12 protein-coding genes are annotated in these 12,907 nt (G+C 71.0%); 6 read left to right on the forward strand and 6 right to left on the reverse strand.

Translation table 11 applies throughout. The features are described 5' to 3' along the window. The first annotated feature begins 10 nt into the window (after nucleotides 1-10). The gene (locus ACQCO7_RS17910) at nucleotides 11-982 is read left to right on the forward strand and encodes a helix-turn-helix transcriptional regulator (RefSeq protein WP_464072790.1); all 972 of its coding nucleotides are present in this window, start codon (nucleotides 11-13) and stop codon (nucleotides 980-982) included. A gap of 810 nt (nucleotides 983-1,792) precedes the next feature. Here ACQCO7_RS17910 and ACQCO7_RS17915 read toward each other — a convergent pair. Further along, entirely contained in the window at nucleotides 1,793-2,791 is a 999-nt protein-coding gene (locus tag ACQCO7_RS17915) for a sigma-70 family RNA polymerase sigma factor (protein ID WP_464072791.1), read from the reverse strand. Nucleotides 2,792-2,976: 185 nt separating this feature from the next. Between ACQCO7_RS17915 and ACQCO7_RS17920 the strand changes: the two genes are divergently transcribed. Then, nucleotides 2,977-3,495, forward strand: coding sequence for an N-acetyltransferase family protein (locus ACQCO7_RS17920; protein ID WP_464072792.1), 519 nt, complete (start codon nucleotides 2,977-2,979; stop codon nucleotides 3,493-3,495). A 34-nt stretch (nucleotides 3,496-3,529) separates the two neighbouring features. Here the strand turns inward: ACQCO7_RS17920 and ACQCO7_RS17925 are convergent, their stop codons facing one another. After that, a complete protein-coding gene (locus tag ACQCO7_RS17925) occupies nucleotides 3,530-4,312 on the reverse strand; it encodes a dioxygenase family protein (protein WP_464072793.1) in 783 nt (260 codons plus the stop codon). A 157-nt stretch (nucleotides 4,313-4,469) separates the two neighbouring features. On the opposite strand from ACQCO7_RS17925, the gene ACQCO7_RS17930 reads away from it, so the two are divergent. Next, entirely contained in the window at nucleotides 4,470-4,979 is a 510-nt protein-coding gene (locus ACQCO7_RS17930) for a MarR family winged helix-turn-helix transcriptional regulator (protein WP_029183331.1), read from the forward strand. A 37-nt stretch (nucleotides 4,980-5,016) separates the two neighbouring features. Here ACQCO7_RS17930 and ACQCO7_RS17935 read toward each other — a convergent pair whose 3' ends face one another. Beyond that, nucleotides 5,017-6,531, reverse strand: coding sequence for an MFS transporter (locus tag ACQCO7_RS17935; protein WP_464072794.1), 1,515 nt, complete (start codon nucleotides 6,529-6,531; stop codon nucleotides 5,017-5,019). Nucleotides 6,532-6,671: 140 nt separating this feature from the next. Next, a complete protein-coding gene (locus tag ACQCO7_RS17940; protein ID WP_464072795.1) occupies nucleotides 6,672-7,319 on the reverse strand; it encodes a TetR/AcrR family transcriptional regulator in 648 nt (215 codons plus the stop codon). Between the two features lie 277 nt (nucleotides 7,320-7,596). Between ACQCO7_RS17940 and ACQCO7_RS17945 the strand changes: the two genes are divergently transcribed. Together ACQCO7_RS17945 and ACQCO7_RS17950 are read left to right on the forward strand one after the other, a co-directional pair. After that, nucleotides 7,597-8,901 carry a M6 family metalloprotease domain-containing protein gene (locus ACQCO7_RS17945; RefSeq protein ID WP_464072796.1) on the forward strand — a complete coding sequence of 435 codons (1,305 nt, stop codon included), beginning with the start codon at nucleotides 7,597-7,599 and terminating at the stop codon, nucleotides 8,899-8,901. Nucleotides 8,902-8,962: 61 nt separating this feature from the next. After that, nucleotides 8,963-10,684 (forward strand): IclR family transcriptional regulator domain-containing protein, encoded by a 1,722-nt coding sequence (locus ACQCO7_RS17950; RefSeq protein ID WP_464072797.1) that lies wholly within the window; start codon nucleotides 8,963-8,965, stop codon nucleotides 10,682-10,684. Here the strand turns inward: ACQCO7_RS17950 and ACQCO7_RS17955 are convergent. Continuing rightward, entirely contained in the window at nucleotides 10,668-11,498 is an 831-nt protein-coding gene (locus ACQCO7_RS17955) for an MFS transporter (protein ID WP_464072798.1), read from the reverse strand. The genes ACQCO7_RS17950 and ACQCO7_RS17955 overlap by 17 nt on opposite strands. Nucleotides 11,499-11,570: 72 nt before the next feature. Then, the gene (locus tag ACQCO7_RS17960; RefSeq protein ID WP_464072799.1) at nucleotides 11,571-12,353 is read right to left on the reverse strand and encodes an MFS transporter; all 783 of its coding nucleotides are present in this window, start codon (nucleotides 12,351-12,353) and stop codon (nucleotides 11,571-11,573) included. Nucleotides 12,354-12,452: 99 nt separating this feature from the next. Here ACQCO7_RS17960 and ACQCO7_RS17965 point away from each other — a divergent pair, with 99 nt between their 5' ends. Continuing rightward, nucleotides 12,453-12,887 (forward strand): MarR family winged helix-turn-helix transcriptional regulator, encoded by a 435-nt coding sequence (locus tag ACQCO7_RS17965; RefSeq protein ID WP_464072800.1) that lies wholly within the window; start codon nucleotides 12,453-12,455, stop codon nucleotides 12,885-12,887. The last annotated feature ends 20 nt before the right edge of the window (nucleotides 12,888-12,907 follow it).

Below are 12,907 nucleotides of genomic sequence, written 5' to 3' on the forward strand. Positions count from 1 at the left end.
CCTTCCGGGCATGACCACTGACACGCCTGCGCGGCTGCTTCAGCTGTTGTCGTTGCTCCAGACGCCCCGGGAGTGGCCCGGGGGTGAGCTGGCCGGGCGGCTCAGGGTGTCCCGGCGGACCGTTCGGCGGGACATCGACCGGCTGCGGGAGCTGGGGTATCCCGTGCAGGCGACCATGGGGGCCGACGGGGGGTACCGGCTGGTCGCCGGGAAGGCGATGCCGCCGCTCGTGCTCGACGACGAGGAGGCCGTCGCCATCGCCGTGGGGCTGCGGGCGGGGGCCGGGCACGCGGTCGCCGGGGTCGACGAGGCGTCCGTGCGGGCGCTGGCGAAGCTGGAGCAGGTGCTGCCGGCGCGGTTGCGGCGGCGGGTGGCCACGTTGCAGGCCGCCACCGCGCCGCTCACCGGTGGGGACGGGAATCGGATTCCGCCGGAGACCCTGACCGCCATCGCCTCCGCCGTCGCCGGGACCGAGCGGCTGCGGTTCGCGTACAGCGCGCGGGACGGGGTGGCCAGCCGGCGGCTCGTCGAGCCGTATCGGCTCGTGTCCACCGGGCAGCGGTGGTATCTCGTCGCGTACGACCTCGACCGGGGGGACTGGCGGACGTTCCGCGTCGACCGGGTGAGCGAGCCGTTCGCCACCGGCGCGCGGTTCGCTCCGCGGGAGCTGCCGGAAGGGGGTGCGGTGGAGTTGGTACGGCGGGCGCTCTCCGGGCGGCGGGACACGTACGCGTTCTCGGTCGTCTTCGCCGGGAGCGCGGAGGAGGTGGGGGCTCGGGTGCCGGGGTGGCTGGGGGCCGTGGCGGAAGAAGTGGACGGGGGGTGCAGGGTGCGGGGGGCGATCGGGGGGCCTGTGGAGTGGCTGGCCGTGCATCTGGCGCTGGTGGGGGTGGAGTTCGCGGTGGAGGGACCGGAGGAACTGGGGCGGTGCGTACGGGAGTTGGGGGAGCGGTTGGGGAGGGCTGGTGGGGTGGGGGGCTGAGGCGGGGGGGGGTTGGTGTGGCTGGGGGTGCGGGGTGAGTGCGGGTTCGGTGGGGGCTGGGGTGGGGGCGTTGGCGCTTGCCCGCGCTGGCGGGGTGCCGCTGCGCCCACCCGTGCCGCCCCATGGGGGTACCTCCCAGGCCCTTCGGGCACTGGGGGAGGCACGACTGCCCGCAGCTGGGTGGGCGGCGGAGGGCGGGTGTGGGGGGTGCGGCGCGGTCTGCCGTAGCTGCGCGAGCCGGGTGAGCGGGTGCGGGGCAGCTCGTGGTGCGGCGCAGCCGGCCACAGCTACGCAAGCCAAGCGAGCGGGTACGAGGCACCTCGTGGTGCTGCGCGGCCTGCCGTAGCTGCGCGAGCCGGGTGGGCGGGTGCGGGGCGGCTCGTGGTGCGGCGCGGGCGCCCCCGGCTGTGGCCCGTGTGTGCTGCGGGTGTGGGCGGTTTTTGGAGGAGGGGGTGTGGCACAATCTGGGGTTTGGGTGGGCCACCCCGGGGTTCAGGTTCGGGGTGGCTCGCCCTTCTTCGTGTGGCCGCCCTGGGTGGGAAGAGCCGGGCTTCGGCGCCCGGGGGGGGAGGGTGCCGAAGCCCGGCTGGGGTGGTCCCGGCGCCGGGGGGAGTGCGTCGGGACGTGGTCTCTGTTGGGGGGTCAACGGGTTCGGGGGGTGCGAGGTTTCTCGTACGTAGGGGTGAACTCCCGTTCCCTGGAGACTTGTTCCCTTGGAATCGGTGGTTGAAGCCGGGGAGGGGCCATGTTCGCCAGGGGCGAGCAAGGTGTGGCCTGAAACCCAACTCCGGCTTCACGCACGGGTGTTCACTAAGCCGCCGCCTCGAACCCCGTGTCCCGCGCGAGCTTCTTCAGTTCGAGCAGCGCGTGCTTCTCGATCTGCCGGATGCGCTCGCGCGTGAGCCCGTGCTCCTTGCCGACCTCGGTCAGCGTGCGCTCGCGGCCGTCCTCGATGCCGTACCGCATCTTGATGATGGAGGCGGTGCGGGGGTCGAGGCGGTCGATGAGGCCGTCCAGCTCCTCGCTGCGCAGCAGGGTCAGGACGGACTGCTCGGGGCTCACCGCCGACGTGTCCTCCAGGAGGTCGCCGAACTGCGTCTCCCCCTCGTCGTCCACGGCCATGTTGAGCGAGACCGGGTCACGGGCCCAGTCGAGGACGTCGACGACGCGCGCGGGGTTGGAGCCCAGCTCCTTCGCGATCTCGGCGGGCTCGGGATCGCGCCCGTGCTCGCGGTTGAACTCGCGCTGGACCCGGCGGATACGGCCCAGCTCCTCGACCAGGTGGACAGGGAGCCGGATCGTACGGGACTGGTCGGCTATGGAGCGCGTGATGGCCTGGCGGATCCACCACGTCGCGTACGTCGAGAACTTGAAGCCCTTGCGGTAGTCGAACTTCTCGACCGCGCGCACCAGGCCCGCGTTGCCCTCCTGGATCAGGTCGAGCAGGGGCAGGCCACTGCGCGGGTAGCGGCGCGCGACGGCGACGACGAGGCGGAGGTTGGAGCGGATGAAGACGTCCTTCGCGCGCTCGCTCGCGGCGACCAGGGCCTCCAGCTCCTCGCGCGTGGCGCCGGAGGGGGACTCCTCGAAGCCGTCGAGAAGCTGCTGGGCGAACACACCCGCCTCGATGATCTGCGACAGCTCGACTTCCTTGGCGGCGTCGAGCAGGGGGGTACGCGCGATCTCGTCGAGGTACATGCCGACCAGATCGCGGTCGGCGATCTCCCCGCCGGTGGCGCGAACGCTGCGGGCCGCGGCGCCTGTCTCGCCGCTGGCGGACTGACGACGGGCGACGGCACGGGTTGCCATGCGAGCTCCCTTGCGATGGTGGGCTGTCGGGTGGTCCTGACCGGGTCCGCCGGATCCGGTCTCCTGCCCCGGGTCCCTCAGATCCGCTCGATGGAAACAACGACTGGAATCAGGACAGAATTCCCAACCCATGCCCCCAATTTTCTGATCTTGCAGTATCCTGCCCGGCCACGCGGAGGAGGCGAATGGTGTCGGAACCCACAGAGGTGCAGGTCAGGCCAGGAGTCGAGGCGGATCTCGCCGCGCTCACCGAGCTGTACAACCACTACGTCCGTGAGACGCCCATCACATTCGACACCGCGGTTTTCACGGTGGAAGAACGCCGTCCTTGGCTGCTCTCCCACCCTGAAGACGGCCCGTACCGGCTGATGGTTGCCACGGACACGGACTCTCAGGAGATTCTGGGGTACGCCACATCCAGCCCTTACCGTCCGAAGGCGGCGTACTCCACGTCCGTGGAGGTCACGGTGTACGTCGCGCCGGGCGCGGGCGGCCGAGGCGTGGGCACGCTCCTGTACGAGGCCCTCTTCGCCGCCCTGGGCAAAGAGGACCTCCACCGCGCGTACGCGGGTATCGCACAGCCCAACGAGGCATCGACCCGGCTCCACGAGCGCTTCGGGTTCCAGCACCTCGGGACGTACCGCGAGGTGGGACGGAAGTTCGGCCGCTACTGGGACGTCGCCTGGTACGAGAAGGCCCTCTAGGCCGGCCTCTAGGCCCCGCCCGCCCGGAACTCCCTCACCCGAACTGCACCGACCTCTTCGCCAGCCCCAGCCAGAACCCGTCGATCACCGACCGCTGCGAGTCCAGCTCCCCCACCGCGTCCGCGACCCCCATCGTCACGAACAACGGCGCGAAGTGCTCCGTACGCGGGTGCGCGTACCGCCCGGCCGGCGCCTTCTCCAGGAAGTCCAGCAGCCCGTCCCAGTCGTGGGACTCCAGCGCCCGCCGCCCCCACTCGTCGAACTCGACGGACCAGGACGGCACCCCGGACCCCCGCAGGGCCGCGAGGTTGTGGGTGAAGAAGCCGGAGCCGACGATCAGCACGCCCTCGTCGCGCAGGGGCGCGAGCTTGCGGCCGATGTCCATGAGTCTCACCGGATCGAGGGTGGGCATCGAGATCTGGAGGACAGGGACGTCCGCGTCCGGGAACATCTCCACCAGCGGGACGTAGGCGCCGTGGTCCAGACCCCGGTCCGGGATGTCCTGCACGGGAATACCGGGGGCGCGCAGCAGCTTGCGCACGCTCTCCGCGAGCCCCGGTGCGCCCGGGGCGTCGTACGTGACCCGGTAGTAGTGCTCAGGGAAGCCCCAGAAGTCGTAGACAAGGGGGACGGGGTTGACGGCACCGAGGGCGAGGGGGGCCTCCTCCCAGTGCGCCGAGACGATGAGGATCGCCCTGGGTCGCGGCAGCTCCGCCGACCACGCGGCGAGCTGGCCGGGCCAGAGGGGATCGTCGGCGAGCGGCGGCGCCCCGTGACTGAGGTACAGGGCGGGCATGCGCTGACTGGCGGCGGACATGGCGGCGACTCTCCCTTGTTTCGGCCGACCTCGTTTTCGGCCGACCTTGTCTCGATCGGCCCCGTTTCGAGCCTTGCTTCAAAACTGCAACATCTTCCTACATACCCTACGACCTGTTTGTTTAAAATTCAATGATGGGAGCGTTACTGTGGAGTACATGAAGGCATCCCCCTCCCCTACCCCGGAGCCGCAGTGGCTCACCGAAGAGGAGCAGTTTGTCTGGCGTGCCTACGTGCACGCGTCGACGCTCCTCGACGACTACCTCGACCGGCAGCTCCAACGCGACGCCGGCATGCCGCACATGTACTACGGACTGCTGGTGGGCCTCGGTGAGGCCCCCGGCCACCGGCTGCGGATGACCCAGCTCGCGATGAAGTCCAAGATCACCCGCTCTCGTCTCTCGCACGCCATCGCGCGGCTGGAGAAGAACGGCTGGGTCCGCAGAGAGGACTGCCCCTCCGACAAGCGGGGACAGTTCGCGGTCCTGACCGACGCGGGGCGCGACGTACTGCAACGGGTGGCCCCCGGCCACGTCGAGGCCGTACGGACCTCGTTGTTCGAACGGCTCACCCCGGAACAGACGAAGGCCCTCGGCGAGATCCTGACGATCGTCGCCGAGGGCCTTCAGCCCAACGAAGCGGGTGCCGACCTGCCCTGGCTGCGCTGACCTCGTCCCCAGGGCCGGCGCTGGTCAGAGCGGTGGCTCAGTGGGCTACCACCGGGATCTTGACCTCGTCATCGGCACCTTCCTCCGCACCGCGGCCGAGATTCGGACGGCCGGCGTTGATCAGGGTGAAGGCGATCGCCGAGGCGGCGACCAGGATCCCCACGGCGAACCAGATCGCACTGGTGTAGCCGTGGACCATGCCCTCCAGCTGAACCAGCTGCTGCTGCGGCTTGGCGGCGGCACCGGCGATGTGGTCCTTGACGTACGAAGTCGTCGCGGACGCGGCGATCGTGTTCAGGAGGGCGGTGCCGATGGCGCCGCCCACCTGCTGCGACGTGTTGACCATCGCGGAGGCGACACCGGCGTCCCGGGGCTCCACGCCCTGGGTCGCCATCGACATGGCCGGCATGAACGCCGTACCCATGCCGAGGCCGAGCAGCACCATCGCGGGGAGCAGCAGCGCGGCGTACGACGAGTCGACCTTCATCTGGGTCAGCAGGAACATGCCGAGCGCGGCGACCAGGAAGCCGGGGCCCATGAGCAGGCGCGGGGCGACGCGGGTCATCAGGCGCGTACCGATCTGGGTGGAACCCGTGATCATGCCCACGACCATCGGCAGGAACGCGAAACCGGTCTTGACCGGGGAGTACCCCTTGACGATCTGGAGGTAGTAGGTCAGGAAGAGGAACAGGCCGAACATGCCGATGATGGCGAGGCCCAGCGAGAGGTAGATACCGCCGCGGTTGCGCTCGGTGACGACGCGCAGGGGCAGCAGCGGGGCCTTGACCTTCAGCTCGACGGCGACGAACGAGGCGAGCAGGACGACGGAGCCGACGAACATGGCGATCGTCAGGCTGTCGGACCAGCCGGCCGTCTCGGCGCGGGTGAAGCCGTAGACCAGGGCGACCAGGCCCAGCGTGGAGAGCAGCACGCCCGGGATGTCGAGGGGGTTGCGGTTGCGACCGCCCTCGGGCTCACGGATGACGAAGTAGGCACCGGCCGCCGCGATGATCGCGAACGGGATGTTGACGAAGAACGTCCAGCGCCAGTTCAGGTACTCGGTGAGGAAGCCGCCGAGGATCAGGCCGACCGCGCCGCCACCACCGGCGATGGCTCCGTAGATGCCGAACGCCTTGGCGCGCTCCTTCGCGTCCGTGAACGTCACGGCGAGCAGGGAGAGCGCGGCGGGGGCGAGCAGGGCGCCGAAGAGTCCCTGGAGGCCGCGGGCGCCGAACATCATGGCCTGGTTGGTGGCGGCGCCGCCGAGCGCGGAGGCGAACGCGAAGCCGCCGAGGCCGACGACGAAGGTGCGCTTGCGGCCCCACAGGTCGGCGATCCGGCCGCCGAAGAGGAGGAGACCGCCGAAGGCGAGGGCGTAGGCGGTGACGATCCACTGCTTGTTGCCCTCGGAGATGCCCAGGTCCGACTGCGCGGCGGGCATCGCGATGTTCACGATGGTGGCGTCGAGGACGACCATCAGCTGGGCTATGGCGATGAACGCCAGGGCCTTCCAGCGATTGGCGTCGGGCGCCTGGGGGACTGCTTGAGACATGGGTGAACCCACTCCGGGACTTCGTTGAGAAAAACGGCGTCGTCGATCGCGGACCGGCGGCGATGAAAAGTGACCGCTACTGAGCGATCGGACTGGTGAAGGATGCGGAACTAATCGGTCAATGCCAGGTAGGCGCCGGGTCAGGGCCGGCGGAGCTCCTCGACGGTCATCGGACTCCCCGGCAGCGTGGAGGCTGCGGACGCGCGCAGGCCGTCGAGGAAGAGTTGCAGGTGGCGGTGGACGAACCGGTCGGAGAACACGCATTCCGTGCCCGCCGGGGGCCGGCTCAGCTGGGCCATGACGATCATCACGTCGCCGGGGCCGATGTCCCCACGGAGCTGACCGGCCGCCTTCGCCCGGTCCATGAGCTCCGTGACGATGTCCTCGACCCGGCCGCTCGCGGCGGCGAGGTCGGGGTGGTCCTCGTCGAAGCTCTCCGACAGCATCGGGCACAGGGCGCTGACGCGTTCATCGGCGGTGACGTGCACGAAGCGCTCCAGCGCGGCGAACGGGTCGCCGCCCTCGGCGAGCGCCTCCTGCCCGGCCCGTGCCGTACGGTCCAGGACCGAGCAGACGACCTCGCGGACGAGGGCCTGGCGGTCCGGGAAGTGCCGGTACACCGTGGCGTTCCCGACACCGGCCCGGCGGGCGATCTCGTCGAGCGGCACTTCCGGGCCGAACTCGGTGAGCATCTCGCGGGCGGCGGTGACGATCCGCTCCCGGTTGCGCAGGGCGTCGGCACGCGGCCGGGTCGTCTTGCGCTGCGCGGGAAGCGTGGGGGACTCCACGGCGGGCTCCTTCGGTTTCGATCCGGTCTTGGGAGGGACGATCCGGGGAGAGCATCCCCGTTTCACTCGGACGCTGGGTTAAACGGGGATGACGTCCCCGGTTATTTCCCCACCTGAATGTGACCTGTGTCACACGCCTCTGTCGCAGGCATATTTCCGTACGAGGGGTGGGTCCCCGATCGGACGCCTCCAGCGCGCGCCCCCTCGCGCCCCGGCAGAGGGTGAACGGGAGGGTGCAGCCGGTGACCGGTGGCTGCCTGGACCGAAGGGCCCCCGCATGCAGCCGCACTCGCCGCGCCGACGGATACGCCCGCACCGCAGGGCCGCGCTGGTGTCGGTGACCGCGCTGACACTGGCGGTCGGCACCTCGGCCGGACCGGCCGAGCGGCTGCGGGAGCCGGGGGCGGTCGCGGCCGGCGCGAACCCGATGACCCTCGCGCGGGCCTCCGCGCTCGGGCCGTGCATGATCCGGGGCGCGACGGCGGTGCAGATGTCCGAGGGTATGCCGACGCCCGGGGGGTACTCCAGGTCCACGGGTACGGTGCGGGCGCTGACGCTGATGGTCGACTTCCCGGACGCCAAGGGTCCCGGCAACGCGATGGACCGGTTCGGGGAGTTCTTCCCGCAGACCTCCGAGTGGTTCCGGACCTCCTCGTACGGCCGTCTCGACTACCGCGCCGAGGCCCCCGTGCCCCACTGGCTGCGGATGCCGAAGCCGTTCGATGCCTACGGGCTCGAACGCGGCGCCCCCTTCGACCCCGGGTACCGGGAGCTGGTCGAGGACATCGTCGCCGCCGCCGATCCCCGCGTCGACTTCCGGGACTACGACCTGCTGAACGTGCTGATCACCCCGAACGCCGGGCCCTCCGCGCTGGACACGGTCCTGTCGGTGACCTTCGCCGGGAACACCGAGGCGCCGATGGCCGACGGGGTGCCCGTCGCCAACGCGTCCTTCGTGTACTCGCGGCAGGACGACGGGTCCGGGACGTACGGCGAGACCGGCTACCGCGTGCTGCCGCACGAGAACGGGCACGTCTTCGGGCTGCCCGACCTCTACACGCAGGAGGGCGGGGGCGCCGTCGGGCACTGGGACATCATGAGCGAGGACTGGGGCGCCAACAACGACTTCCTCGGCTGGCACAAGTGGAAGCTGGGGTGGCTGACGCCGGACCAGGTCAACTGCGCGTCCCTGAAGGGGACTTCGGAGTACATGCTGACGCCGCTCTCCTCCCCCGGCGGGCGCAAGCTGCTGTTCGTGCCGGTCGGCGGGCGCAGCGGGTACGCGGTCGAGCTGCGCACCAAGGGCGGCAACGACGAGGCGGTGTGCCGGCCGGGGGTGCTGATCTACAAGGTCGACGCCGGGGTCGACACGGGGCTCGGGCCGGTGAGCGTGCACGACTCGCGGCGGGACAGCGGCGGGTGCACGCGCAGCCCCAACGTCCACGCCGAGCTGTCCGACGCGACGTTCCGGCCGGGGCAGCGGTTCGTGGACCGCAGGCACGGGATCAGCATCGCCGTCGGGGGGATCGACACGGACGGGAACTACCTGGTGACGGTCGTCCGGGGGAAGTCTTCCGCCTGACCCGCTCCCGGTATGTCCCGTACGGTGTCTTCCCGAGATCTCACCCGGGAGTGCAGCGCCCATGACGTCGTCCGATGCCGTTCCGACCGAGGCCGTGACCCCGTTGATGCGGGGGGTGGGCGTGCTGGAGCGGCTCACCGGGGCCGGGGGGACGCTCAGCCTCAGCGCGCTGGAGCGGGAGACGGGGCTTGCGCGGGCCACGGTCGACCGGGTGGTGGGGACGCTGGCGCGGGTGGGGTACGTACGGCTGGACGGGCGGGACGCGTCGCTCGCGCCGCGCGTCGCGGAGCTGGGGAACGCGTATCTGTCCGCGCTGCGGCTGCCGTCGTTGCTGGGGGCGTGGGCGGATCAACTCGCCGACGAACTCGACGAGTCGGTGTCGCTGGCGGTCGGGGACCGGGACGGGATCCGGTTCATCCATCAGGCGACGCGGCGGCGGACGCTGTCCCTTTCTTTCCGGATCGGGGATCTGCTGCCGGCCGAACGGACCGCGCCCGGGCCGTTGTTCGCGAGTGAGTGGGACGAGGAGGGGTGGGCTGTCTGGCGGGCCCGCCGGGAGGCCGATCCGACGGACGCCGGGTTCGTGGCGGTGCCGGATCGTGAACTCGGCTTGATGGGCGGGGGGTTCGGCGGCTCGGAGTCCGGCGGCTCAGGGTTCGGCGGTGACGACTTCGTACGCCGGGCTGACGGCGCCGGGCGGGACGGGTTCGCCCTGGACGACCAGCTCATCGAACCCGGGCTCGTGGCGGTCTCCGTACCCGTGCGGGGAGTTGACGGGCGTATCGCCTGTGTCGCCAGCGTCGTGAGCCACACCAGCCGGCATACGGCCGAGGGGTTGCGGGACGCGTTGCTGCCCCGGCTGCGGGAGGCCGTGGCCGGGATGGAGGAGGTGCTCCGTACCGCGTCCGAGGCGGTCGCCGGGCCCGCGCCCGCCGGGCTCGCGGGGTGGACCGGGGCGTCGAAGCAGGAGTTGGGGCGGGGGTTCGTGGAGTCGCTCGCGCGGGGGCTGAGTGTGCTGACCGCGTTCGGGGAGGGGCGGGACGCGTTGACGTTGTCGGAGGTGGCGCGGGCTACCGGGTTGTCGCGGGCGTCCGCCCGGCGGGCGTTGATCACCTTTCGGCATCTGGGGTTGGTGCGACTCGGTTCAGATCCCCGGCACTTCGCGCTCACTCCGCGCGTACTGGGCCTGGGGTTCCCGCCCTTGTCCCGGACGACCCTCGCGCGGATCGCCCAGCCGCATCTGGAGGAGCTGGCCTCGCGGGTACACGAGCCTGTGTCGCTGGGGGTGTTGGTCGAGGGGGGTGAGGTGCAGTACACCGCCCGGGTCGCCGCTCGGCATGTGATGAGCGTGGAGTTGGGGGTGGGGGCTCGGTTGCCCGCCTGGGTGACGTCGTTGGGGCGGGTGTTGCTCGCCGATCTGCCTTCTGGTGAGCGGGAGTTGGGGTCGTTGCGGGAGCCGGGGGCGCTGCGGGAGCCGGGGGCGCTGCGGGCGTTCACCTCGCGGACGGTCACGGACGCGGGGGTGTTGCGGGGGGTGCTCGACGAGGTGCGGGCGCGTGGATTCGCCCTCGTCGACGAGGAGTTGGAGGACGGGTTGCGGTCCGTCGCCGTGCCGGTGCGGGGGCGGGACGGGCGGGTCCTGGGGGCGGTGAGCGTGGCAACTCATGTGGCGCGGCGGTCGGTCGACGAGTGTCTGACCGTGATCCTGCCCGAACTGCTCGACGCCGCTGGGCGGATCACGGACGAGGTCGGGGTGGTGTCGCGGTTCATTCGGGTGCGGTGAGGGTGGTTCTCGCGGGCTCTCGCGCGGGCCCGGCAGGCCGGTTCGGGAGTTTCAGGAGCAGCGCGAGAGCGAGCGCGACGGCGAGGACGCAGGCGGCGACGAGGAAGACGCGGTCCACGGCGGCGTCGTACGCGCGCAGCACCGTTTCCCGGAGGGCTCCGGTCAACTGGTGGACGCTTTCCGGCTGTTGAGCGGCTTTCCTCTGCTCGGCGTCGAGCCCGGAGAGTTCGGAGACGAGTTTCGCGTGGAAGACGGCGTTGAACGCGGCGAGTCCGAGGGAGCCGCCGAGCTGGCGGGCGAGGGTCTGGAGGGAGACCGCCGCGCCGAGGTCCGTCATCGGGGAGTCGTTCATGACGGCGAGCGCGTACACCTGGGTCATCAGTCCGAGCCCGACGCCGATGAGGACCGTGTAGACGGCGGAGAGGGCCCGGCCGGTGTCGGGTGTGAGGGTGATCAGCAGGCCCAGACCGAGTCCGGTGACCGCGACCCCGGCCGCGCCGAACCACTTCTCGTGCCCGCACCTCACCATCAGCGGGCTCGCGGAGAGCGCGGCGAGGACGATGCCGACGGTCAGCGGCAGCAGCAGGAGCCCCGAGTCGGTGGCGGAGCCGCCGGTGCCGACCTGGAGGAAGACCGGCAGGAACATCAGCGCCCCGAACATCGCGGCCCCGGACGCGAACGCCTGGGCGTTGGAGATGGCGAGGATCGGCCGGCGCAGCAGGTGGAGCGGGACGACGGGTTCGCGGACCCGGCGTTCGACCACACCGAGGGCGGCGGCGAGGAGGATCGTCCCGCCGATCAGAGCCTGTGTCACATCCCCGGTCGGATCAGCGCACGTCGTCTGGTGCGTGCGATCGCAAGGCGCCGGAGCGCCCGCGTGGCGGAGTCACGTGGGCGGTTCGGCAACGCCGCGAGCGTGCGTGCCAGGCGGCGGGCGCCCGGCCGGGGATGTGACACAGGCTCTGCGAGCGAGGATCGGCGGCGAGGCCCAGCGGTGCTCCGTACCCGCCCAGGCGGAGATGAGGACGAGGCCGGTGGCGACGCCGCCGACGAGGACCGCGCCGGCGTAGTCGACCGTGGGGCGGGTGACTCTGCGGGCCGGCTTCAGCGTCGTCAGGATGAGCAGCAGCGACACCGCGCCGATCGGGAGGTTGAGGTAGAAGATCCAGCGCCAGCCCCAGCCGTCGGTGACGTATCCGCCGACGAGCGGGCCGAGCGCGGCGAAGCCGGTCAGGGCGGTGGAGAACCAGCCCTGGAAGCGGGTGCGCTGCTCGGGGGTGAGCAGTTCGGTGTACAGGGCCATCGCGGAGACGATGAAGCCGCCCGCGCCGATGCCCTGGACCGCTCGGAACAGGGCGAGTTGGGGCATCGACTGGGCGATGCCGCTGAGCACCGAGCCGGTGAGGAAGGCGGCCATCGCGAACACGAGGACCGGTTTGCGGCCGAGGAGGTCGCCGAACTTGCCGTACAGGGGTGTGGTGACCGTCGCGGCGAGGGTGTAGGCGGTGGCGACCCAGAAGAACGAGTCCAGCGCGCCGAACTCGTCGATGATCACGGGCATCGCGGTGGCGGTGACGTTCGTGTCCAGCATGGCGAGGAGTTGGGCCAGGAGGACGCCGGTGAGGGGGAGCAGGGGGGTGGGCGTCGGGTCTGGCTTCGGTTCGGGCACGGGGGCTCCTATATATGTGTGACACACACATGCTAGAGCGAGGGTGCCGACCCGTACAGGGATATATGTGTGGCGAACATATCTGTTACGGTCCCCTGCATGAGCAGCTCCGAGTCCGGCCCGGCCCTCTTCCGCGTCGTCCGCGTCCTGGGGCGCAGGCCGGGGTCCGTCGAGCCGGACCGGCTCATCCATATCCTCGTCGTCCAGGCGGTCGGGGATGCCGCCGCCGCGTCCGACGATCCCGAGGTGACGGTCGGGTCCGTCGCCGAGCGGCTGAAGCTGGATCCGTCCACCGCCAGCCGGATGGTGTCCGATGCGGTGAAGAGCGGGTATGTCACGCAGGGGGCGTCCGTGCGGGACAGTCGGCGGCGGGTGCTGGAGTTGACGCCGGGTGGGGTGGAGCTGCTGGCGCGGTCGCGGGAGTTTCAGCAGGGGGTGTTCGACGGGTTGGTGGCGGGGTGGCCGGAGGGGGATGTGCGGGAGTTTTCGCGGTTGTTGGTGCGGTTCGCGGAGGCGGTGGAGCGGGAGTTGTGAGGGGGTGCCGTCAGGAGGCG

This window comes from Streptomyces saintjeani (assembly GCF_055409605.1).